This window comes from Pectobacterium odoriferum, from assembly GCF_009931295.1.
In the GTDB taxonomy this organism is placed as follows: Bacteria; Pseudomonadota; Gammaproteobacteria; order Enterobacterales; family Enterobacteriaceae; genus Pectobacterium; species Pectobacterium odoriferum.
In genome coordinates this window covers 686,289-710,087 of sequence record NZ_CP034938.1, presented here as the reverse complement: position 1 = coordinate 710,087, position 23,799 = coordinate 686,289, and the positions used below count along the sequence as shown (strand labels likewise).

The window sequence follows — 23,799 nt, the reverse complement described above, 5'->3', positions numbered from 1 at the left end:
GCACCTTGCCATGATAGTCAGGCAAGGTGCCATAAGACCGTTATCTAACAGTCGTTATTCCTCAGAAGACGGAGCTGCCGCTTCCTGAGTTTGCGCATTTGCTTCTTTGATGCTTAAGCGCACGCGGCCCTGGCGATCAACTTCCAGAACCTTGACCGGCACTTCCTGACCCATTTGCAGGTAGTCAGTCACTTTCTCTACGCGCTTGTCGGCGATCTGAGAAATATGCACCAAGCCTTCTTTGCCGCCGCCAATAGCGACGAAAGCACCAAAATCAACGATGCGGGTAACTTTACCCTGATACACGCGGCCGACTTCGATTTCGGCAGTAATCTCTTCAATACGACGAATCGCGTGTTTCGCTTTTTCGCCGTCGGTTGACGCGATCTTCACAGTACCATCGTCTTCGATTTCAATCGTCGTGCCTGTTTCTTCCGTCAGCGCACGAATCACAGAACCACCTTTACCGATTACGTCTTTGATCTTATCGGTACTGATTTTGATAGTGTGAATACGTGGTGCGAATTCAGAGATATCGCCACGTGGCGTGCTGATCGCCTGCTCCATCACGCCCAGAATGTGCAAACGTGCACCTTTGGCCTGATTCAAAGCAACCTGCATGATCTCACGGGTAATCCCTTCGATCTTGATATCCATCTGCAGCGCGGTGATACCTTCACGGCTACCGGCAACTTTAAAGTCCATATCGCCCAGATGGTCTTCGTCACCCAGAATGTCGGACAGAACAACGAAGTTGTCGCCTTCTTTCACCAGACCCATCGCGATACCCGCAACAGCTGACTTGATCGGCACACCCGCATCCATCAGTGCCAGAGAAGCACCGCAGACAGACGCCATGGAAGAAGAACCGTTGGATTCTGTGATTTCAGACACCACACGCACGGTGTACGGGAATTCGTTCGCCTTCGGCATAACTGCCAACACGCCACGCTTAGCCAGACGACCGTGACCGATTTCGCGACGCTTAGGTGAACCGACCATACCGGTTTCACCGACAGAGTACGGAGGGAAGTTGTAGTGCAGCAGGAAGCGATCGGTACGTTCACCGGTCAGTTCATCGATATTCTGCGCATCACGCTCAGTCCCCAACGTAGCGGTTACCAACGCCTGCGTTTCACCACGGGTGAACAGTGCAGAACCGTGGGTACGCGGCAGTACGCCAGTACGCACATCCAGACCACGAATCATGTCTTTTTCACGGCCATCGATACGCGGTTCGCCAGCCAGCACGCGGCTACGTACGACATTTTTCTCAACGTTACCCAGAATTTCCTGGATATCGCCCGCATTCAGCGTTTCGTCTTCGGCTTGCAGAGCGGCAACAACATCCGCTTTGATGACGTCAACTTGTGCATAACGTTCTTGTTTTTCAGTGATGCGGTAAGCGTCACCCAGACGTGCTTCAGACAAAGCCTGTACACGCTGCTCTAAAGAAACGTTAACTTCTGGTGCATGCCATTCCCACTTCGGTTTACCTGCTTCAGCAACCAGTGAGTTGATGTTCTGGATAACGATCTGCTGTTGCTCGTGACCAAACACCACAGCACCCAGCATCTGATCTTCGCTCAGCAGCTCAGCTTCGGATTCCACCATCAGAACCGCGCCTTCTGTACCTGCAACCACCAGATCCAGACGGCTTTCTTTCAGCTCATCCATCGTTGGGTTCAGGACATATTGATCGTTCAGGTAACCGACGCGTGCAACACCAATAGGGCCGTTGAACGGAATACCAGACAGGCTCAGCGCCGCAGAGGCACCGATCATGGCAACGATGTCAGGGCTAACCTGTGGGTTAACAGAAACGACGGTCGCAATCACCTGAACTTCATTCAGGAAACCTTCTGGGAACAGAGGGCGAATCGGGCGGTCAATCAGACGAGAGGTCAGCGTTTCACCTTCGCTTGGACGGCCTTCACGGCGGAAGAAACCACCAGGGAAACGTCCAGCAGCGTAAGTACGCTCCTGATAGTTAACCGTTAATGGGAAGAAACTTTGACCAGGTTTAGCACTTTTAGCGCCGACAACGGTAACGAATACCGCAGTGTCATCCATGCTTACCATCACAGCGGCGGTAGCCTGGCGTGCCATCATACCGGTCTCTAACGTGACGGTATGCTGACCATATTGGAACTTACGAACGATCGGATTCAGCAAAATAATATCCTTAGCTGGGGCGCGCTACACGTATTCAAGATAAACGCGCCAGTGAACTCCCGACCTTTGCACTACATTCTCACGACTAATGACAACCCTTATCTTGCTTATGCAGATAAAGCCTCTCATTAGCCGCGCGAACCTCTGTAATGAAAGATCATATTAACAACAATACACTACTCTGTTTTGCTAACGCTTCCTAGAAGAAAGGGGCCAAAAGAGGCCCCTTTCCACTGAAACTCAGAAGACTTAGCGACGCAGACCCAGACGCTCGATCAGACTGGTGTAACGTGCTACATCTTTACGCTTCAGGTAGTCCAGCAGCTTACGACGCTGAGAAACCATACGCAGCAGACCACGACGGCTGTGGTGATCTTTTTTATGCTCAGAAAAGTGGCCTTGCAGATGGTTGATCTGCGCGGTCAGCAAAGCAACCTGAACTTCAGTAGAACCACTATCGTTAGTGCCACGACCGAAGTCTGCTACGATTTTAGCTTTAGCTTCAACACTTAGAGACATTGTAATACTCCAAACATTATAGATAAAAAAAACAGGCGCCGATCTCTAATTCAGCCACCCAATAGTCAAGCCGCGCTATTCTACCCTCAGCGTTCTGCGATAGCAAGGCAGCAACAGGCGGGTTTACTCCGGAAACTCAACAACCAGACGACGTGGCGCAACGCGGCCATCGCTGTCGATTTCGCCCATTCCGATAAATTTGTGTTCGTCACCTTCGGTGATTCTCACCATGCCGTTCGAGGGCACATTCGCTGCCTGAACCGCTTGCCCCAGCTTCAAATAACCCGCGACAACCAGCGTCAAGTTCACCTCAGGAAAATCAATGACTGGGCTTTCCATCGGCATGAGCAGCGGATCGAGGCTCTGTGAAAGTGGGTGCTCTTGTGTTTGAGCCTGCTCGGCCAAAGCTGCTAGCTGCTCCAGCGTCACCATTCTTTCGGTAGGATACGTAGCAACCTGTAAACGACGCAGGTAAATCACATGCGCGCCACAGCCCAGCTTTTCGCCCAGATCGTCAATAATGGTTCGAATATACGTACCTTTCGAGCAGTGAATCTCCAGCTCCAGTTCATCCCCTTCCCAGCGAATGAACTGCAGTTCGTACACGGTGATTTCACGTGCTTCACGCGGAACCGTCAGCCCCTGACGCGCATACTCATACAGCTTACGCCCCTGATACTTCAGCGCCGAGTACATGGACGGCACTTGCTGCGTGGTCCCGCGAAAGCCCTCCAGCGCCTGCTCCAGATCGGTCGCAGAAAAGCCAATCGCACGTTCTTCAATCACGTTGCCGTCGGCATCAGAAGTGTCGGTCCGTTGCCCAAGGCGAGCAATAACACGGTAGCGTTTATCAGAATCGAGCAAATACTGGGAAAATTTCGTCGCTTCCCCAAGGCAAATCGGCAGCATGCCGGTGGCTAATGGATCCAACGCCCCCGTATGGCCCGCTCTGTTGGCGTTAAAAATCCGTTTTACCTTCTGCAAAACATCATTAGACGACACGCCCTGCGGCTTATCTAATAGCAATACGCCGTGTATATCACGGCCACGGCGACGAGGACGACTCATTAATCCTCCTGATCTTCGCCCGTAACAGAACGACGTTCCGTATCGTTTCTGACCACATTGGTCACCAGATTGGACATTCTCATCCCTTCAACCAACGAGTTGTCGTAGGAGAATGTCAGTGCTGGGACAACACGCAGGCGCATTGCTTTACCAACCAAGGTACGGATAAAACCAGACGCATCCTGCAGTGCTTTTATTGCCGTTTGAACTTGCTCTGGTTCGTTATCATTCAGGAAGGTCACAAATACTTTGGCATACGCCAAGTCACGAGACACTTCAACACCGGAGACGGTCGCCATACCGATGCGCGGATCTTTCACTTCACGTTGAATGATAATGGCGATTTCTTTTTGCATTTCCTGCGCAACGCGCTGGGTGCGGCTGAATTCTTTTGCCATGATAAATCCTCAAGTAAAAATCGGGGGGCACTAGGCCCCCCTTACGAATCACTTACGTCGTCGCTGAAAACGGATTACGCGATCGTACGTTTGATCTCAATCGTTTCAAAGACTTCGATCATATCGCCAGGACGAACGTCGTTGTAGTTCTTCACAGCGATACCACATTCCATGCCGTTACGGACTTCGCCAACGTCATCTTTGAAGCGGCGCAGAGATTCCAGCTCGCCTTCATAGATCACCACGTTGTCACGCAGTACACGGATCTTGTTGTGACGTTTAACGATACCTTCCGTCACCATACAACCCGCGACGGCACCAAATTTCGGTGATTTAAAGACGTCACGTACTTCAGCCAGACCGATGATCTCTTGCTTATATTCCGGCGCCAGCATACCGCTCATCGCCTGTTTCACTTCGTCGATCAAATCATAAATGACGGAGTAATAACGCAGATCCAAACTTTCCGCTTCGACTACGCGGCGAGCTGATGCATCTGCACGAACGTTAAAGCCAAGGATAATCGCATTCGATGCTGCTGCCAGCGTAGCGTCCGTTTCTGTGATACCGCCCACACCGGAGCCGACAATCTTCACTTTCACTTCATCAGTAGACAGTTTCTGCAGTGAATCGGAAATCGCTTCACAAGAACCCTGAACGTCAGATTTCAGCACGATGTTCAGTTCAGAAACTTCACCTTCCGTCATGTTGGCAAACATGTTTTCCAGTTTAGATTTCTGCTGACGAGCCAGTTTAACTTCACGGAATTTACCCTGACGATACAAGGCCACTTCGCGTGCTTTCTTCTCGTCACGAACAACCGTTGCTTCGTCACCTGCGGCAGGTACACCGGACATACCGAGAATTTCTACAGGAATAGAAGGACCTGCGGACGTGATTTCACGACCCAATTCATCACGCATCGCACGGACACGGCCATATTCAAAGCCGCACAGAACGATATCGCCTTTATTCAGCGTACCTTCACGTACCAGTACGGTTGCAACTGGGCCACGACCTTTATCCAGGAAGGACTCGATCACGACACCGTTCGCCATGCCGCTACGGACTGCTTTCAGTTCCAGAACTTCGGCCTGCAACAGAATCGCATCCAGCAATTCGTCGATACCGGTACCCGCTTTAGCAGATACGTGGACAAACTGAGATTCGCCGCCCCACTCTTCCGGCATAATGCCGTACTGAGACAGTTCAGTTTTCACACGGTCTGGATCAGAGTCAGGCTTATCGATTTTGTTTACTGCAACAACAACCGGAACCTGAGCCGCTTTCGCGTGCTGGATCGCTTCGATGGTCTGAGGCATCACGCCATCATCTGCCGCAACAACCAGTACCACGATATCCGTTGCCTGAGCACCACGAGCACGCATTGCGGTAAACGCGGCGTGTCCCGGTGTATCCAGGAACGTGATCATACCGTTGTCAGTTTCAACGTGGTAAGCACCGATGTGCTGGGTAATACCACCCGCTTCACCTGCTGCTACCTTGGTTGAACGAATATAGTCAAGCAGTGAGGTTTTACCGTGGTCAACGTGACCCATGATGGTCACAACTGGCGCGCGGGATTCCGCTGCAACACCCGTATCACGGTCGCTCATTACCGCTTCTTCCAGCTCGTTCTCACGACGCAGGATGACTTTATGGCCCATCTCTTCCGCTACGAGTTGCGCGGTTTCCTGGTCGATGACCTGGTTGATGGTTGCCATTGCGCCCAGTTTCATCATCGTTTTGATGACCTGAGAGCCTTTAACGGCCATTTTGTTAGCCAGTTCCGCAACAGTAACCGTTTCACCGATGATAACATCACGGTTAACGGCCTGAGCTGGCTTATTGAAGCTCTGCTGCAGTGTACTTGGCTTACGTTTACCTTTACCGCCACGGGTAACAGCACGCGCTTCTTCACGGTCAGCCTTGGACTCAGACTGGCGATTACCTTTCTTCTGCTTGGTTACTTTGGCAGCGCGAGTACGGGTACGGCGCTCACCTTCAACCTGACGGTCGTTTTCATCTTCCGCTTCGCGGGCATGATGAGACGTCGTCACATGATAATCGGCAGATTCTTCAGGTTTAGCGCTTTCCGCTTCCCAACGCCCGGCATTTTCTTCAGCCATACGGCGAGCTTCTTCAGCAATACGACGAGCTTCTTCTTCAACCTTAAGGCGTGCAGTTTCTTCTGCTTTACGCTTAAGTTCGGCAGCTTCCGCTTCACGTTTCGCTTTCTCAGACTGAGCCGGCTTGGTCATATTTTCGTTTTGTTGGTTCGTCACTTTTTCTTTTTCCGCTACATCACGCTTAGCTTTTTCAGCGGCCTCACGTTTGGCTTGCTCGTCGGCAGCACGCTTCGCTTTCTCAGCAGCTTCGCGCAGATCGGCCTCGCGTTTAGCCTGCTCTTCAGCGGCACGTTGTGCCTGTTCTTCCGCTTCACGCCGTGCCTGCTCTTCCTCTTCAGCCTGTTGGGCATCAATCGGATCGCGTTTTACATAAGTACGTGTCTTGCGGACTTCGATCTGCACCGACTTACTTTTTCCGCCGGTGCTAGGGACATTTAACGTGCTGCGCGTTTTGCGTTGCAGCGTCAATTTACTCGGCGCATTACCGCGATCGCGGTTCAAATGCGCCAATAATGTTTCTTTTTCATGCTGGGTCACAGAGTCCGATGCAGACTTGGTCATTCCCGCATCAGCAAACTGCTGTATCAGGCGGTCAACCGGCGTCTGAATCTCTGTGGCCAGCGATTTTACGGTTACATCTGTCATGCTGTTCCTTTCCTGCTACAGTTCGTTATTCGTTGTCGTCGCCAAACCAACAGATATTACGTGCGGCCATAATCAATTCGCCCGCTTGCTCATCATTGAGCTCTTCAATATCTGTCAGGTCGTCAACACCCTGTTCAGCAAGATCTTCCAGCGTACAAACACCGATCGCAGCAAGCTTGAACGCCAACTCACGCGACAGCCCAGGCAAGCCAAGCAAGTCTTCAGCAGGTTGACCGTCACCGAGGCTTTCTTCATGCGCCAGTGCCAACGTTGTTAATGCGGCTTTCGCACGCTCACGCAATGCTTCAACGGTTTCTTCATCAAGGCCTTCGATGGCCAACAGCTCCTTGATTGGCACGTAAGCCAGTTCTTCAAGTGAGGAGAAACCTTCTTCAACCAGCACGGTGGCAAACTCTTCATCAATATCAAGATGCTTGGTAAAGACGTCGATTGCAGCATGTGCTTCAGCCTGATGCTTGGCTTGAAGATCTTCCACTGTCATCACGTTCAGTTCCCAACGATCGTCTGAACGATGCTGTTTCAACAGTTGGGAAGCCAAACGTACGTTCTGCCCGTTTCGACCAATCGCCTGGGCCAGATTGCTCGACTCGACAGCGATATCCATCGTGCAGGTATCTTCATCCACCACGATCGATACCACATCGGCAGGTGCCATGGCATTGATGACAAACTGTGCAGGATTATCATCCCACAGAATGATATCAATACGCTCGCCGCCCAGCTCGCTGGAAACAGCCTGAACACGTGCACCGCGCATACCAACACAAGCACCGACAGGATCGATACGTTTGTCGTTCGTCTTCACTGCAATTTTCGCACGTGAACCCGGATCGCGGGCTGCAGCCTTAATCTCGATAACTTCTTCACCGATTTCTGGCACTTCAATGCGGAAGAGTTCAACCAGCATTTCCGGACGGGAACGGCTGACAAACAGTTGAGCACCGCGAGCTTCAGGGCGAACTGAGTACAGCACGCCACGAATACGGTCGCCAGGGCGGAAATTTTCACGAGGCAGCATGTCTTCGCGGCCAATTACCGCTTCTGCACTGGTGTTAGAGCCATCGATTGGTCTGACTTCAAGCGAAATATTATCACGGTTCACCTTTTTAACGACACCAGTGATAATCTCGCCTTCTTGCTCACGGAACTGATCAACAACCATCGCACGTTCTGCTTCACGAACTTTCTGTACGATAACCTGTTTTGCCGTTTGCGTCGTAATGCGGTCAAAAGTTACGGATTCGATTTGATCTTCAACGTAACCGCCGACATCAAGAGCAGGATCGTCGAACTGCGCCGCTTCAAGCGTAATTTCGCGGGTTGGCTGAGTGACTTCATTCACCACTAACCAACGACGGAAGGTATCAAAATCGCCCGTTTTGCGATCGATACTGACGCGGACATCAATTTCCTGCTCATATTTTTTCTTGGTCGCTGTCGCCAGTGCGGTTTCCAGCGCTTCAAAAATCTTCTCGCGCGGAAGGGCTTTCTCATTGGAAACTGCTTCAACAACAGCCAGAATCTCTTTGTTCATCCTAGTTGCCTCATCCAAACTTTAAAAGTGGGGTACAAGATTCGCTTTCTGAATGTTGCTCAGCGCGAATACTTCATCTTTGCCTTCCACTGTTATGGTGATCATTTCGCCGTCAACAGCTTTGATCACACCCAACCATTTACGGCGATTCTGGACTGCCATACGCAGCACCACTGTGACCTCTTCACCGACAAAATGCAGGTAATGTGCTGCCGTGAATAAGGGACGCTCAAGCCCTGGAGACGAAACCTCCAGGTTATAGGCGACAGTGATTGGATCTTCTACGTCCAATACCGCACTGACCTGGTGGCTGACATCAGCACAATCATCAACAGTGATCCCATCTTCACTATCAATATAGATACGCAGCGTCGATTGACGACTACGGATGAACTCAATCCCAACCAATTCGTAGCCTAGTGCGGCAACGGGTGCTGAAATCATCTCTGTTAATTTTTGCTCTAATGTGGACAAGTCCACCCCCAAGACATAAAAAAAGGGCCTAATAGCCCAGTTGTTTGTTGCCAAATAACAAAAAACCCCGAAAAATCGGGGCTTTATGCAACTGGACCCTAATACCGCGAACCAGCGCGGCATAACTTTCGGTGAAGGATTTTTTCAAAAATCACTGCAAAAAGAGATAGAAATTGAGTGAAGAACGTATTTGAAAAAACACTTTACTGGAAGTTAAGTGGTTGCGGGGGCCGGATTTGAACCGACGACCTTCGGGTTATGAGCCCGACGAGCTACCAAGCTGCTCCACCCCGCGTCCGAAATCGTGGCAAATACTACGCTGACAACTGCACAAATGCAAGTCATCCATAGGATTGGTTCGAAGGCAATTCTTATACGTGGAATACGTTCTTTTGTCAAGAATTATAGGGTGCATAGAGGTGACCATCGCGTGATGACATCCCTCCTGTTGGAGGCCGATCTTGTATCGTCACGCTAGCCACAAAGCGAATCAGCCGTTGCAAAAAGGCACGGACGCCAAAAATAGCTGGAAGAGGTGATGCTGTGGGGATTCCCTGATGCGTAAATAAAACAATAACTAAATAATATAATAGAACTTATTTTCGTTCTTCTTCTAATAGTACGATCGCAGCCTGTGTTCTGTTACGCACATTAAGCCGCCTGAAAATCGACTCCAGGTGTGACTTCACGGTTCCTGCACTGATGTTTAATGTTCGACTGATTTGTTTATTAGAAGCCCCTGACGCAATCAGTTGCAGAACCTCATGCTGCCTTTCACTGAGTTTGCCTTTTACACTGTTATCGACACTCCACCCCTCATAGATCACCCCATCATCCGGTAAACAGACCATACCCATCGACACCGTTTTTAATGCCTGAGCAATAGAATCAACCGGCGATGTTTTAAGAATGACTCCCATAACATGGTGTTTAAGATAGTTATTCAAAATGTGTCTCTCAATAGTATCAACCATAATAATCACACTGACGCCAATGTATTTCTCATGCAGCGTCTCAAGGAAAATACTGTATTCTCCACTTTCTTGATTACAATTTAGCAAAATAAAAACCTGACTCATTTCGTCAAGGCAAGACCACACTTCATCTATGTCATTCACGCCAATAACATTGACATCGTGCATAAAATCATTCAACCCAATGGATAACCCCTGAATGAATACAGGGGATTTATCAATAACAACAACATTCACAGTGCAATCTCCATTTACCTTTATTTCAAAATGTCATATTCGAAAGTATCCTCTAAGAATTTTTAGCCTATATTGAAAGATTCATGTCACGCCATTTGGCATATGCCGTTTACCTTATAGACATAGTGTGATTGATTCACACATACTGACATGATGCTTTAAGATAAGATTAAAAAAGAGGCATATGAGTAGTAATAAATAATTATCTCAGAAAAATCATCACGTGGAAATAATTTAACAAGCAAATATAAAAACCAACGCAATAACGTTTAAAATTAGAAAAAAATGGCCTATAACATATTAAAAAACCACCATAATGACTAACGCAGCATTACTTTATTAACCTTTAATATTTCATTGACTTATCAATTACCTTCCGTTTTTTTATTTTTGTCGACCTTAGAATAAGGTAAGGAAAAAACATGTCATTAAAAAATTGGATTACATGGGGAAATAAAAAACCAGATAATATTGATGACACCCAAAAGGAAAATCCTCACACTACGTTAAACGATCACGTTACACCATCAAAGGCAATGACATTAGCAGACATTGCCCGAGGCATGCAGCATGCTGCCACCGCCGCCAATCAATTTATCGCTCATCAATATCAACAGACTCTCGAGCCTTTTTTTGAGCGTAACGCTGATGGCGTGTTAACCCCAAAGACGGTTGCAATTCAACTCGATCCCCGGCATCACGTCGAACTGCCACTGGTTGTGCTTTCTACCCCAAGGGGGTTGATGCTGGAAAAAATGAAAGTGCAAATGACAGTGAGAACCGATGCGGTCAGCCAGGACGAAATCACTTCATCTTTAGACGATCATAACATCACTAATTTTCACGTCAGCATGTCGCCTTCAGGCAAAAACAAAAAAGGCAGAAATAGTCAGCACGTCGATATAGAAATGCAATTCACTGCGCTGGATCCTCCAGAAAGTATCATGCGGTTAATTGATGAATACACCCATCTCGTTCTCCCCAGAATAACGCAAGAGGAAAAAAACAATGGCTAATATTCCAGACACGATCAATGAAGCAGGTCTCTCGCTGATTAAGAGTTTTGAAGGTCTGAAATTAACAAAGTATCGTGACACAGCAGGTAAATGGACGATTGGATATGGACATTTAATACTGCCGAATGAAAATTTTGATAACGGAATCACCCTCCAGGAAGCGGACTTATTGTTACGGCAGGACTTAAAAACGGCGGAAACCGGTGTTCAGCATTATGTGAGCGTTGATCTCAACGGAAATCAATTTGGTGCATTAACGTCATTTACCTACAACCTGGGTGTCAATAGCCTGAAGACGTCGACATTATTACGCCTGCTTAACCAAGGTGACTATACTGGCGCAGCCAATCAATTTCCACGCTGGGACAAAGATGGTGAGCAAGTCGTGAAGGGACTCCTTCGCCGTAGAGAAGCAGAGAAAGCACTTTTCCTAAAACCCATCAAACCAAATTAACACTCAAAAAAAGTTAAAAAACTCTATTTCGTAGAAAATATCAGGATGAATATATTATGGATACCTCAGTACTCCCTATCATTTATGACATTCTGATAAGTGATACTATTGCATCTATTTCAGGATTGTTCGGTGGCCTGAATATTTCTTTCTTTTGGCGACCACGAAAACTAAATGATTATAGCAATACAACTTCTGCATTAATCATTATCATCATCAGTGCTTCATCTGCATTCTCACTAGTAGGTATTATCGCAGGTATTCTACACATTAATACCAGTGAAATAGAGAATGCTATAGGGTTAGGCTATTTAATTGGCGCTATTGCCGTAGGTTTGGTTACGCTGCTGGCAAATTTCTTCAGCTATCGAGAGAATAACGATATTCTGGATGTCGCATCGGAAATAAAGCAGGCAAGAAAAGGCACTCATTCAATTAGTGGCAATCAAGAAAAAAAGCATTATGACAATGATTCACCAGATCGTTAATTCTCTATTAGCAACTGTAAATTGTACACATGACTTAGAGACTATTCATTACCCCCCCTAACTTAACCAATAAAATAAATTACTTACCGCATACCAAAAGGACTATGTCAGAATACGAAACCCCTTAAGTCTATTGACTGATACTCATCCCCCTTCCTTTTGCTATTTTTATTAACAGTGTACCACACCCTACCCACAGATAATTGGAGGCTCAAATGGATTCACAATTTATCGGTTCTGTTATTAATGCATTGCCGCTAGAAAATATGATTAGTGGGCCATTACAAGCAATGATTAACGCACAAGTTCAAGCCAGCAAGGCCTATACGGATTTTCTATTATCCGTATGTATTCAGAACAATAAAGCCGTCGCTATCCAATTTGATTATGATGAAACGCTCATTGATGAAAGCGGAGTAGCAAAGGGCGTAGTGACAAAAACGATGCGCTTACCGCTAATTGCCGCGATTACCCATCCGATTATTTCTATTGAAGAAGGGACAATCGATTTCGAACTTGAGGTAACACAGAGTGAGTCTTTATCCAATGACGTTGGAGAAGACGGCAACCTGGCAGCTTCACTAGGCTGGGGGGCTTTCAAGGTCAAAATGGCCGGTCGGGTATCACACAAGTCGACGCAGACCCGATCTACAGACACACGAGCCAAATACAGTATTCACACACAGGTAAAACGTCAGCCCGCACCAGAAGCACTTATGCGCGTCATCGATTTTCTGACCGATGCCGCAACCAAGCCCAGTATTCCTAGTAAGGAAAATACATCACGGATAACGGAAAACTCAGCGCCAATGGAACAACAAGAAGAGTCATCATAATCAAAGAACATTATTCACGTACACCACACCTTCACAGCGCATAGAAGGATGCCTGGATTGTCCCTAGGCATCCCAGAGGGTCAGCTCATAGCATCGCCAAGACTGATCCATAGCTAATTTGGACAACGTTAGCATAGAACCAAGATAGGCTGAATTATTCAGCAATGACAACGGCAAGGGTTCTTCGGATGCGACATCATGGTCACCGCTCATACTCCATATAATCATTTGATATAAATTTTAAAATTGGCATCCTTCACGCCTTTTAGCTGATATATCCGATGCGCTCAAGCCTCATATAATTTATGCATCATGAATAAAATGCTTATCTAGTCGACCTATTATTCCCCCGTCAGCAATTCAATATGCCGTACAAATAGATAGCTGTGGCTCCACTGGTAATGTTGGAGATAGCTTTGCTGCAGTTGTTCATAGGGTAAACAAGTCACGCCATATAATGGGTCCGCAAGCCAGACTTGATCCTGGTCATCAACACCATAAATAACGACCAGATGCCAACCGATGAAATATCTCATCGCAGCTAATAACGGATGGCCTGACTGTAAATGCGACTTGAGCTGTATTAAGGGCAGTACGCCTTCCCACTCTTGATATTCTAGGTGCATGTGTCGCATCGCCTCCAGCGGTGGACATACCTGATTACAATTAGCCCCCAAGACCAGACGAGCAAACTCCTGTTGCGTTGGGACAAACTGTCGTTGATAAAAGCGACCCAATGAGATAGCTATCGCAGCCCAGCATTGCAAGTGTCCCTGCTGGGCTTCAAGCGTGAAAGGTAACACCGTATTCATTAGTGTACCTGTATCAGGCGTTGTTCAGTCAATTGATACAACTGACGCAAGCATTCTTCTGGAGCTATTTGCAGAAATTGGCACAGTTGATCCAGACTTCGCTCTTCCTGCACATAGCGCAATAAAACTTGCTGTCGTGAAGACAGTTTTAAGGTTGGACGATAGCGTTTAAACACAACTTGCCACCCCTGTGGTCCATTTTGTACATAGCTGATGGCTTTACTGTGCACCACACGAAAACTATTGAACAGTGCACTGTGGCTAAGCTGATGTTGGCTTGATGTTATTGCTGTAGCGCTTTTGTCTTCCAGAGGAACATCATAACGCTGGCCAGCAAAAATCAGTTCCGGCACCTGCCATTTCAGACATGACCATAACGTTTCTCTGGCTGTAGCAGGCAATTCAACACCATATTGCTGATCGGTTAACACACTGCGGATGCCATCAAGCTCAAGCTGCGGCAGCAGCAGTTGTAATAGCCCCAATACCCATTGATTCAGTTGCCGGCAGGCATCCCCATCAAACGGAAGTGGCGCGGAATACTCTCTACTGATTAATAGGCTGAGTCCCGGTAGTCCAATGCATTGCTGTGCCTGCCCCGTGTCACTGATGCGGCCAAAGGCAATACAGTGATCAGCACTATGTACCTCTAAACCTAATTGCTGGCAGCATTGTCGTAGGCTTTGCAAAAGACTGGCAGAAATCTGTTCTGGCGAGGACTCTTTGTTCGACAGTGGTCGGTTCAAAATTGCCTGAACCACCCGGGGAGCCAATGCTTCTGGCAGAGGATTTGACAGCCAATGCAGGGTTGTTCGGAGCCAGTAAAATAAGGCTTGCTGATGTCGTTCTTGTAAGGCCTCTAGCTGGGCCAGACAAAAATTCATATAGAGCAAATCACTTTCATTACGCAGTTGCTCGTTCACTGAAAAGCCTTGGCGATAATAGTGTTCAGCTTTTGAGAAGTGTCGCTGTTTTTTATAAATGCGAGCAAGATTAAGACAATTAATATACGTCAGATGCCAATCCGGCGTTGGTAATAGGGCCAATTGCTGCTCAATGGATTTTTCGATCGCCAACGCCGCCTCCGAATCCCCAAGCCGCAACTGATTCAGCGCCGAAATATTCAGTAAATAAAGATACAAACGAGGGTCGTACTGAGGATCTAACAACTGACGGGCTTTGGCAAAATACGGCTCGGCTTGAGCAGGCTGGCCGGTCATGACCAGCCCCCAGGCTTTGCTCTGATAAAGTGAAGCCTGCACTTCGTCAGGCAGGCTTGTATCAGGTAAAGCCCCAGCCGCAGCTCGTGGAAAATCCATTAAAGCGATAGCAATCTTCTGTTTTTGTGTTTCTATTAAAGCCTTCTGTAAAACAGATAACGATGATTGTTCAATCTGTTCGAGAATGAAATAAGCCAGCTCGTATCCGCCCTCTGCAAATCGAATCCCAGCCTGCTGTTGTAAAAACTCAACATCCTGTGGCTGTTGCTGCAACGCAAACACAACGTTGAGTTCATCAGGCAATGATGATACGTCGCTAGGTACCAACGGTTTTGGTGGGCGTAAATTAGGCGATAAAAGCATACTGCCGTCAGCAAGTCGTAAAATCTCTGAGGGCAGTTCGAGATCGGATCGTAGCCAGTTTGCCGACAATATGCCAGGAATGGAAAACTCCGCGTATTTTAACGAAGCGCTATCCTCCTGATTAAGCGGTGATGCCGGTTTATTATTAATTTCGAATCGAAAGTCTTCTAATTCCGGCAGGCTTGCATCCGAGCGTAATAACAGGCCAAGCCGGAAACCATGGGATGGTGCAGCCGTTGCCAACAGCCGGAGTAATTGCAGATTTTCACGCCCCCATAGCTGGTGATCGACAGGAGCCACAACAAGGATGAACCGTCGTTGCTGTTGCTTGAATGCGGCAATCAGGCTGCGGGCGAATTGATACGCTGTTATAAAATTTTGATCGCCTTCACTTTCGTTATCAATAAGCAGTCGAATAGTTTCAGCATCCTCTCCTTGCAAAGAGGCACTGCTGTACAACTCAGGCTGTACTTTGGTCGGTGAAGGTATATCCATCTGAGCCGCCAACTGATGCGCCAGCCAATGTCCACGCCAGCTCCCTAAGCTCAGATCGGCAAACAGGCACTCCTTGCTGGCATCCTGCCAGCCAATTTGGGCTTGTAAATCACAAAGGTGGTGCCAGTACCATACATCGAGTATGGGTGGCGTTATTTGACGGGTTATTACCGGCAATTCAGTGGGCATCAGGTTCATCGTTCCCCCCAGCACATAAGCCATTCATATAAAGTATGGAATGGTTTAGACCGTCTATCTCCAGTAAGTCATCTATTTTACGGTCATAAAAACCACCAATATTGATCACACCAAGCTGTAATGCGGTGGCAGCAAGATTAATATTCTGCGCAACATGCCCGGCCTCCAGCAGGCAGAAGCGATATCCTTTATTACGGTATTTAAAAATCGAACGTTGAAACAGCCCAGTGATAAAGATGACCACAGATAACTGTTCTGCCAGATGGCTCTGGAACTCAACTAAAGCTTGTGCCAGCTCTGAATTAAAATTGCCGGGTTTGATAAAATGCAGCGCATTAAACGTTGGTGAGTAGTGGTAAATCCCAGCAGCCAAACCTTCAATCTGCCCAGAATGGTAAAAATAGAGTTCCAAAGGGTATAGGGCACCGCCAGAAGGTACAGTCCGAAAGGGACGATGGATGTCAGGATTACTTTTGTTGTCTCTGGTCTCACCATAAGCGAAATGCAGAATAGTACGTAGCTGCGTCAATGTGAGTGGCACAGCATTAACTTTAGCTGGCGTTTGCCTTGTCTGGATAACTGTGGCGAAATCAGTATTGATGGGTGACAGCGTTTCAGGTAATAGAATGGGTTCAAAATTTTTATACGGCAGGCTGGTATATAGGTTATTCATTTCGGCAACAATCTGCTCATTTGGCAGTGCTGCACCATAACGACTGGTTTTGGAACTTTCATGGAATTGCTCCCAAGCCATATCAGCGGAGTCAGATTCCAGTTCAGTTTTTTTCCATAAAGAATTCAGCATAGATGTCCCTTTGCAGCAGCGATCATGGGAATGGGTGGGGAAATGGGTTTCCGTTAGAGTCTGGTGCTAAGCCAGGAAAACCAAGCAACTGTGGTACTTTCCACAAACGTTTACCGCCTAAAGGCCTGTTGTGATGTCCCATAAACAGTGGCTGATAGCCGGGGACCATCGCTCTAACGACCCAGAAACCAAGTTCACGGACGTCTGATGTTGTAATGTCGCAGATCAACGCCTGATAACCAGTCTGGTCCAACTTATCAACCAGATTTTGTAAGCTGATAGCGTGATTCCGACCAGTAAAATCAGGCATGTCTTGATAATCACGGAAATGGGGTGATGCATGCAGAAAGTCGGCATGTCGAGCATTGGCCGGATCTAGCCAGAAATTGACATGATCAACCTGCCCTTTAATGTTGTCGTATTCAGAATCGCTTTCTAAGCGTGGAAGCTCGCCTTTAATCTGAAAAGCATATCGTTCCGTATGTGCTAATTCTTCCAGTGCCTTACGGATAGCTTCCTCAGCACTCAATGCAACAGATGCAGCTACGACCAACGGCACGTAGTCGGTATTGTGACGAGCAATAGCCATAACTGCCGGAATCTTGCTTTCATTGCTAATATCCATCAGATACACCTGATATCCGACAGCAGTAAAGCGTTGTATTAAATCGCGGTTGGTATCAGACAGATTATCTTGCCTGATTTGTTCGCGACTCAATCTTGCTTGCCATGTGATCATGAAGCAATCCCGTTCAATGACCTCGCACAAGCCGCCAATAGCCGCTTCTTCATAACTACAATGGCAGGACAGTCCGGTAGAAATGGGCTGAGCGATTGGCGTTTCCTCACCATTCTTGTAGAAAAAGTAAGGCACGTAAACCATTGACGCCGGCACATGAACGGGCCTGTTACGTTTTAAATCAACTACCGGTACCCAGCGGACAGGCGATGAGGGCAGAAACGGATCAAATATGAAGTCGCTGTGGCTGTGTTGTACGGATGAATACAGTACAAACTGCTCAGGATGTACGCAGGAAAACGCCGCCTGCTCATAACTGCTCAGTGGCATTTCGGATTTATCATAAATTGCCGCACAATAACGCTCAATGGCTTCACCAATAGTTTTGGCCAATGCCATCTCACGACTAATAGCTGCACCGCTACCGACTGCGAAATTACGATATTCACCGAAAGCCGTAGTATCTGCTGCAATACAGATATAACGGAAAAACCTCGGTGAATCGGCTTCTACAGGATGCTCCTGTACCTGCCCAATAATGCCAATACGGCTGTCTAAAAGGTAGGGTAGCGCATCCACCATACGGGACAATGGGCTTTGTAACTCAATTTTCATAGTCACCTACCGTTTGCCTAATCTCTTGCCATTCTTCATCAGAAGTAAGTTGTTTATGGAGGTTAGTCGGAGGGATACCATGCAAACCGCTACAAATAGGACAGCGTGGGACTTTCAACAATTTGCGCTTGGCCATACTGCCAGCAAGCAGATCAATTTCACATAGCGTACCGACCTCCCACTGAATATTGCTAATAAACTTCACCAGATCGAACTGTGCAACGGCCGCGAGAGTTTGCAACATCGACTCGTGGTAAGCGGCAACCTTCTGCCCAGCAAAAGCGTACTGTTCCGTGATGCGGCGTTCCGCAAATCCGTTACTATGCGAATTTTGTCGCGACTTTAGACAAGTCAAACAAGCGCTTTCATGTGGAATAACTAAAGGTCCCGCATAACCAACCATGTTTTGCAGCAATACAGGATAGAAAGGCAGTTCTCGTCTCACCGCATATTCATTCCAACGCTCAAGCAAAAAGAAACTACCGAACTCTGAAGCGGCAACCACAAAACCTATTTTATCCTTGTGCTCCTCAGAAAATAGCTGTTCTTCACTGAAGACATGATCCACTTGTTGCTTCCAGAAGGAAGATGACAATTGGTGATTATCATCAAAGAAGTCAATATTTCTCAGCATCGGGTCATCAATAATCAGGTAATTTTTCAATCCCTCTCGCTGCATAGACTGAATTAAAAGCATATTAATTTTATTAATACCAACAAATAACCAATGTTTCTGATTGAGTGTACTAGCTACCTGTTGCTGGTGTTGATTAAAATGCCAGTAAAATACTTCCTGAACTGGCTCAACAGATAACTGTTGACTAGCAGGATGTTTATCTTCTTGTAATTGATCTATTTGTAATTGCAAAAAACGTTTTTCTAAAAGTTTTTTCAGTAGCTCTTCGACCAACGGTTGCACTGGAGCAGCAAACAGAGATTTCAATTCAGTAACTGAATAGGGCTGTAGTAACAGTGCTTTTTGAACAACTCGGATAATTAGTAGCACATTCGGGTCTGGAATTAATAACTGTGCCAGACCTCTTTTAAGGATGACAGAGTCTTCCATCTCAATGATCTGTATTGGTAACAGAATTAATTTTTCACTCATGGATTTCCCTTCTAGACTCGGTTAATGACGGAACAACGAGAGCTGCACTCCCCTCACTACCTCAGCGAGGGGAGTGCAGTCATTCAGATTAAGCTGCTTGCACAACAGCTACAGCTGTACAACAGCATGGAGCGGTACAGCAACAACAGCTTCCACCAACAACAGGGGCATCCGATGAGCCATAAAGGCTATGCTTACTAAATGCTTCTTCGATTGAATTAATATCGCGAACAGTCAGTTTCTCCGTACGCACAGTGTGATTCTTCCATGACAATGCAATCAAATCGCCTTCTAGCAACTGGCGTGCATCCTCAGTTAAGATAGAAGCACCATTACCTTCGAGTAAGGAGGTAATTGGATTATTAAAATCCGGATAATCTTTAATAGAAACCATATAGAATCTCTCCATTATAAGCATGTAATAGATACATATCGTCAATAAACCCACGATATTACATGAAGTGAAAAATCAGGTAATAACAGTGAGAGAAATAGGCCTTATTAGCCTAGAAAAAGCATAGTTCAATTTTTTTAAAAACAGATAATCTTGTTGACCTATTTTTGCGAGACTTATGCCATTGGCCGATTGGCCTAATCCGACCTCAGTCTTACAGTGAATATTTAAAAAGATCTTATAAAGACATATTTTAATAGAGACATGCTCACACGATCTCTTTTTCCGTAATAAAAAAGGTACTTAGGAGGGAGTTTTGGTGCAGACTCATTAAAATCATCGGAAGAAAAATTCGCATACCGACTCACTTACAGAATAGATAATATTTGGCGTGGAATTATGCTCCCCCTTTTGTTTATAAAAACTTACCTACTCTCAAAAATCATTTTCTGAAAAACATAGTTACTTATAAATCTCATAGTCTCCATGTTCTAAAAAATGTAGAGAAATGTGAGGATTTCACCATACCTATACGTTTCAATACCTCCCACAGAGAAAGTAATATTTCATACGTCATATCATTAAGTTCATCATTTTTTGCTACACCCTAAATAATTCGAGTTTCATCTGGCGGCAAGGGAAGAAGCCCCGACGAGCTTACTCAGGTAAGTGATTCGGGTGAATGAACTCAGCCAACGCACATGTAGCTTGAAGTATGACGGGTATAACAACACTATCGAAACCTTCGGGGGGTTGTTTATTGTCAGAAATGACAGAGGGATGGTAACGGGTGAAATAACGACCTTAATCGTACCAGTAACTATAGCTGGTGCCGTCGTATAGCTCATCAATGCATTCACCCGTTGTAACGCCGTAGTAGACGAGACCTTTACATGATAACCACATCAGCTTCCTAACTCAGCTAGTCTTGCAGATAATATAGTCATCTTAAGCTTGGCTGATACGCACACTCTCAGTTAGGACCATCATCAATATCCTGCGATGAGGGCTGAGTATATAATCACCCATAACGCCAAAGTATATACTCACAAATCTGTTGATATGAGTTGAGTCAGGTTGACGCTAAGAAAGAAGAAATAGAAGGGAAAGCAGTAAATTCGTAGGATTGAGACAAAAAAAATAGACGTCAATCGACGTCTATTTTTTATGTTGGTACCGAGGACGGGACTTGAACCCGTAAGCCCAATCGGGCACTACCACCTCAAGGTAGCGTGTCTACCAATTCCACCACCACGGCATCACAATTACTGCTTTAAAACGCTTACTTCGGAATGTCACTCGCCGGCGTTGAAGGCGCAGCAGGCGTTGTCGTCTGCTCGGTTTTTTCTGGCTGGCTCAGGTTATCCCATGCACCGCCTTTTTTCTGCAGCGAACTTAAGTTGCCCAGAATGAGACTGATGATGAAGAACAGGGTCGCCAGTATCGCCGTCATGCGGGTCATGAAATTACCAGAGCCGCTCGAACCGAACAAAGTGGCAGAAGCACCTGCTCCGAACGACGCTCCCATATCAGCACCTTTACCCTGCTGAAGCATGATCAAGGCAACAAGCCCGATCGATACTAACAGGAAAATTACTAATAGAGCTTCGTACATAGTCGTACCCGTTAACCGTTTTCCCCATGATTCATGGAGATGCTATATTCTGGCGGTAAACCGCGTGTCATTCCGCTAAGCAGGATGCAGAACATCCCTTATCAAGCGGGTCTGAATACTAACCAAAGGATGTAGCGTACGCAAGGGTAATTTGGTCACCACAGGCTGATTGCAGAAAAAAGCAGCGGCTTTCGACACAAGATACCTATCGAAAGCCTTATCTACCTGATTGGCGAATCAAAAAAGCCCTCAACCGACGGCTTTCACCGCATCGGCAATACGGTTCGCCAACGCGATGACCGTCTCTTCGTGTTCACCCTCAACCATGACGCGGATGAGTGGCTCAGTGCCGGATTTACGCAGCAATACTCGCCCGCGTCCGGCCAATTCTTTTTCCACATCCTGCGTAATCTGCTGCACGTTTTTATCTTCCAACGGATCGTGTTCACCCGTAAACCGCACGTTAACCAGAATCTGTGGAAACAGCTTCATACCGCTGCATAAATCATGCAGGCTCATATGGTTTTTCACTATCGCGGTAAGGACTTGCAAACCGGCAATCACACCGTCGCCCGTCGTGGTTTTATCCAGCAGAATCACATGACCGGAGTTTTCTGCCCCGATGCGCCACCCTTTTGCCTGCATCATTTCTAATACATAGCGGTCACCGACTTTGGCACGAGCAAACGGGATACCCAGTTGCTTTAACGCAACCTCAAGCCCCATGTTACTCATCAGCGTGCCCACCGCGCCACCGCGCAGTTGCCCTTGGCGTAAACCTTCACGCGCGATGATATACAGAATCTGATCGCCATCGACTTTGTTGCCTAAATGGTCGACCATGATGAGCCGATCGCCATCACCGTCAAACGCCAGCCCAACGTCCGCTTTTTCAGCCAGTACGCGCGCCTGTAGCTGTCTGACGTCCGTCGCCCCACACTCTTCATTGATGTTCATCCCATCCGGCTCACAGCCAATCGCGATGACTTTAGCGCCAAGCTCCCGCAATACGCTGGGAGCGATATGATAGGTAGCGCCATTGGCGCAATCGACGACAATCTTTAAGCCATTAAGGCTCAGTTCGCTTGGGAACGTCCCCTTACAAAATTCGATGTAGCGTCCTGCAGCGTCAACAATACGACTGGCTTTACCTAATTCAGCCGACTCAACACACGTCAGCGGTTTTTCCAGTTCAGCCTCGATCGCTTCTTCTACATCATCCGGCAGCTTGGTGCCGTCAATTGAGAAGAATTTAATACCGTTGTCATAATACGGATTGTGAGAAGCAGAAATCACGATGCCCGCTTCAGCACGGAACGTACGGGTCAGATAAGCAACCGCAGGCGTAGGCATCGGGCCAGTAAAAGAAGCCGACAAACCGGCAGCAGCCAGTCCTGCTTCCAGAGCAGACTCCAGCATATAGCCAGAAATACGGGTATCTTTGCCGATAATAATCTTACGGGAACCATGTCGCGCGAGAACTTTCCCAGCAGCCCAGCCCAGTTTAAGCACAAAATCAGGGGTAATCGGCGTATCGCCAACCTTGCCGCGTACGCCATCGGTACCAAAATATTTGCGGTTACTCATTTCGTTTTTATTCCTTCGCAGAAAGGGTAGCTTCAACAATACGCATGGCATCAGCCGTTTCTTTAACATCGTGAACGCGAATAATCTGTGCTCCCTGCATCGCTGCGATCACTGCGCAAGCGACGCTACCATGAACACGCTGTGCAGGCGGTACATTGAGGAGCTGCCCAATCATGGATTTCCTCGACATGCCAACCAGAAGAGGCAATTCAAAACGATGTAACTCACTCAGACGAGCCAGAAGCGCATAATTATGGGCAAGATTCTTACCGAATCCGAACCCCGGATCCAGTAATAGCTTACTTTTCGGAATATTGGCGTTCACACAGCGTTCAATCTGCTGTTGCAAGAAATCGCCGATGTCCTGCATCAGATCATCATAATGGGGCTTGTGCTGCATGGTTCTCGGCATACCCTGCATATGCATCAGACACACTGGCAAGCCTGTTGCCGCCGCCGCCTCAAGAGCTCCCGGCTCTTGCAAAGCGCGAATATCATTAATTAGGTGCACACCCGCCTGCGCCGACGCCATCATCACTTCCGGCTTTGAGGTATCGACTGAGATCCATACGTCAAAGCGTTTAGCAATGGCTTCCACCACAGGCACCACACGGTTCAGCTCTTCCTCCGTGCTCACGTCAGCGGCTCCGGGGCGCGTTGATTCGCCACCAATATCGATCAGGGTCGCACCAGCGGTAATCATCTCCTGAACATGCAGTAATGCAGTATCGAGTTTGTTGTGTTTGCCGCCATCGGAAAAAGAGTCCGGCGTGACGTTAAGAATGCCCATGATGTGTGGGCAGGAAAGATCCAGCGTTGAGTCTCTGGCAACCAGTTGCATGATTTACCTCCGCATTCTGGTGTATGTAGTTAGCGTGAA

General features: G+C 47.3%; 21 protein-coding genes and 2 tRNA genes. 5 read left to right on the top strand and 18 right to left on the bottom strand.

Annotation, left to right across the window (positions count from 1 at the left end; all coding sequences use genetic code 11):
• Positions 1-54: 54 nt before the first annotated feature.
• From pnp to EO763_RS03130, 9 genes are all read right to left on the bottom strand, one after another.
• A complete protein-coding gene (pnp, locus tag EO763_RS03170) occupies positions 55-2,175 on the bottom strand; it encodes a polyribonucleotide nucleotidyltransferase (protein ID WP_039491229.1) in 2,121 nt (706 codons plus the stop codon).
• Between the two features lie 249 nt (positions 2,176-2,424).
• Positions 2,425-2,694, bottom strand: coding sequence for a 30S ribosomal protein S15 (rpsO, locus tag EO763_RS03165; RefSeq protein ID WP_010279698.1), 270 nt, complete (start codon positions 2,692-2,694; stop codon positions 2,425-2,427).
• Positions 2,695-2,817: 123 nt separating this feature from the next.
• Entirely contained in the window at positions 2,818-3,762 is a 945-nt protein-coding gene (truB, locus tag EO763_RS03160) for a tRNA pseudouridine(55) synthase TruB (RefSeq protein ID WP_161528061.1), read from the bottom strand.
• Positions 3,762-4,160, bottom strand: coding sequence for a 30S ribosome-binding factor RbfA (rbfA, locus tag EO763_RS03155; RefSeq protein WP_039491232.1), 399 nt, complete (start codon positions 4,158-4,160; stop codon positions 3,762-3,764). The genes truB and rbfA overlap by 1 nt, the downstream gene beginning before the upstream one ends.
• Positions 4,161-4,234: 74 nt before the next feature.
• The gene (infB, locus tag EO763_RS03150) at positions 4,235-6,934 is read right to left on the bottom strand and encodes a translation initiation factor IF-2 (RefSeq protein ID WP_161528060.1); all 2,700 of its coding nucleotides are present in this window, start codon (positions 6,932-6,934) and stop codon (positions 4,235-4,237) included.
• 25 nt (positions 6,935-6,959) lie between these two features.
• Positions 6,960-8,489: a transcription termination factor NusA gene (nusA, locus tag EO763_RS03145; protein WP_039491236.1), complete on the bottom strand. Its 1,530-nt coding sequence runs from the start codon at positions 8,487-8,489 to the stop codon at positions 6,960-6,962.
• Between the two features lie 21 nt (positions 8,490-8,510).
• Positions 8,511-8,963: a ribosome maturation factor RimP gene (rimP, locus tag EO763_RS03140; RefSeq protein ID WP_010279686.1), complete on the bottom strand. Its 453-nt coding sequence runs from the start codon at positions 8,961-8,963 to the stop codon at positions 8,511-8,513.
• Between the two features lie 218 nt (positions 8,964-9,181).
• A tRNA-Met gene (locus tag EO763_RS03135) sits at positions 9,182-9,258 on the bottom strand.
• Positions 9,259-9,559: 301 nt separating this feature from the next.
• Entirely contained in the window at positions 9,560-10,174 is a 615-nt protein-coding gene (locus tag EO763_RS03130; protein WP_161528059.1) for a response regulator transcription factor, read from the bottom strand.
• Between the two features lie 422 nt (positions 10,175-10,596).
• On the opposite strand from EO763_RS03130, the gene EO763_RS03125 reads away from it, so the two are divergent.
• The 4 genes from EO763_RS03125 to EO763_RS03110 all read left to right on the top strand — a co-directional run bounded on the left by EO763_RS03125 (position 10,597) and on the right by EO763_RS03110 (position 12,968).
• The gene (locus EO763_RS03125) at positions 10,597-11,190 is read left to right on the top strand and encodes a DUF2589 domain-containing protein (RefSeq protein ID WP_161528058.1); all 594 of its coding nucleotides are present in this window, start codon (positions 10,597-10,599) and stop codon (positions 11,188-11,190) included.
• Positions 11,183-11,644, top strand: a complete 462-nt coding sequence (locus EO763_RS03120; RefSeq protein WP_161528057.1) for a lysozyme — start codon at positions 11,183-11,185, stop codon at positions 11,642-11,644. Before EO763_RS03125 ends, EO763_RS03120 begins: the two co-directional genes overlap by 8 nt.
• 56 nt (positions 11,645-11,700) lie before the next feature.
• Complete coding sequence (locus tag EO763_RS03115; RefSeq protein ID WP_161528056.1) at positions 11,701-12,132, top strand: hypothetical protein; 432 nt, start codon at positions 11,701-11,703, stop codon at positions 12,130-12,132.
• A 215-nt stretch (positions 12,133-12,347) separates the two neighbouring features.
• Positions 12,348-12,968, top strand: coding sequence for a DUF2589 domain-containing protein (locus EO763_RS03110; RefSeq protein WP_161528055.1), 621 nt, complete (start codon positions 12,348-12,350; stop codon positions 12,966-12,968).
• Between the two features lie 341 nt (positions 12,969-13,309).
• On the opposite strand, the gene EO763_RS03105 is transcribed toward EO763_RS03110, so the two are convergent.
• Genes EO763_RS03105 through EO763_RS03085 form a run of 5 tightly spaced genes read right to left on the bottom strand, consistent with a single transcriptional unit; the run spans position 13,310 to position 19,323 of the window.
• Entirely contained in the window at positions 13,310-13,780 is a 471-nt protein-coding gene (locus EO763_RS03105; RefSeq protein ID WP_103157446.1) for a papain-like cysteine protease family protein, read from the bottom strand.
• Positions 13,780-16,056 (bottom strand): tetratricopeptide repeat protein, encoded by a 2,277-nt coding sequence (locus tag EO763_RS03100; protein ID WP_103157447.1) that lies wholly within the window; start codon positions 16,054-16,056, stop codon positions 13,780-13,782. The genes EO763_RS03105 and EO763_RS03100 overlap by 1 nt, the downstream gene beginning before the upstream one ends.
• Complete coding sequence (locus tag EO763_RS03095; RefSeq protein ID WP_103157448.1) at positions 16,037-16,861, bottom strand: SagB family peptide dehydrogenase; 825 nt, start codon at positions 16,859-16,861, stop codon at positions 16,037-16,039. Before EO763_RS03095 ends, EO763_RS03100 begins: the two co-directional genes overlap by 20 nt.
• A 22-nt stretch (positions 16,862-16,883) precedes the next feature.
• Positions 16,884-18,215, bottom strand: a complete 1,332-nt coding sequence (locus tag EO763_RS03090) for a YcaO-like family protein (protein ID WP_103157449.1) — start codon at positions 18,213-18,215, stop codon at positions 16,884-16,886.
• The gene (locus tag EO763_RS03085; RefSeq protein ID WP_161528054.1) at positions 18,205-19,323 is read right to left on the bottom strand and encodes a TOMM precursor leader peptide-binding protein; all 1,119 of its coding nucleotides are present in this window, start codon (positions 19,321-19,323) and stop codon (positions 18,205-18,207) included. The genes EO763_RS03090 and EO763_RS03085 overlap by 11 nt, the downstream gene beginning before the upstream one ends.
• A gap of 24 nt (positions 19,324-19,347) precedes the next feature.
• On the opposite strand from EO763_RS03085, the gene EO763_RS03080 reads away from it, so the two are divergent.
• Positions 19,348-19,524, top strand: coding sequence for a hypothetical protein (locus tag EO763_RS03080; RefSeq protein ID WP_161528053.1), 177 nt, complete (start codon positions 19,348-19,350; stop codon positions 19,522-19,524).
• A 1,364-nt stretch (positions 19,525-20,888) separates the two neighbouring features.
• Here EO763_RS03080 and EO763_RS03075 read toward each other — a convergent pair.
• From EO763_RS03075 to folP, 4 genes are all read right to left on the bottom strand, one after another.
• Positions 20,889-20,975: transfer RNA gene (locus tag EO763_RS03075), tRNA-Leu, on the bottom strand.
• Positions 20,976-20,999: 24 nt separating this feature from the next.
• A complete protein-coding gene (gene secG / locus EO763_RS03070; protein ID WP_161528052.1) occupies positions 21,000-21,332 on the bottom strand; it encodes a preprotein translocase subunit SecG in 333 nt (110 codons plus the stop codon).
• Positions 21,333-21,581: 249 nt separating this feature from the next.
• Positions 21,582-22,919, bottom strand: a complete 1,338-nt coding sequence (glmM, locus tag EO763_RS03065; RefSeq protein ID WP_039274136.1) for a phosphoglucosamine mutase — start codon at positions 22,917-22,919, stop codon at positions 21,582-21,584.
• A 7-nt stretch (positions 22,920-22,926) separates the two neighbouring features.
• Positions 22,927-23,760, bottom strand: coding sequence for a dihydropteroate synthase (gene folP / locus EO763_RS03060; protein ID WP_161528051.1), 834 nt, complete (start codon positions 23,758-23,760; stop codon positions 22,927-22,929).
• Positions 23,761-23,799: the final 39 nt, after the last annotated feature.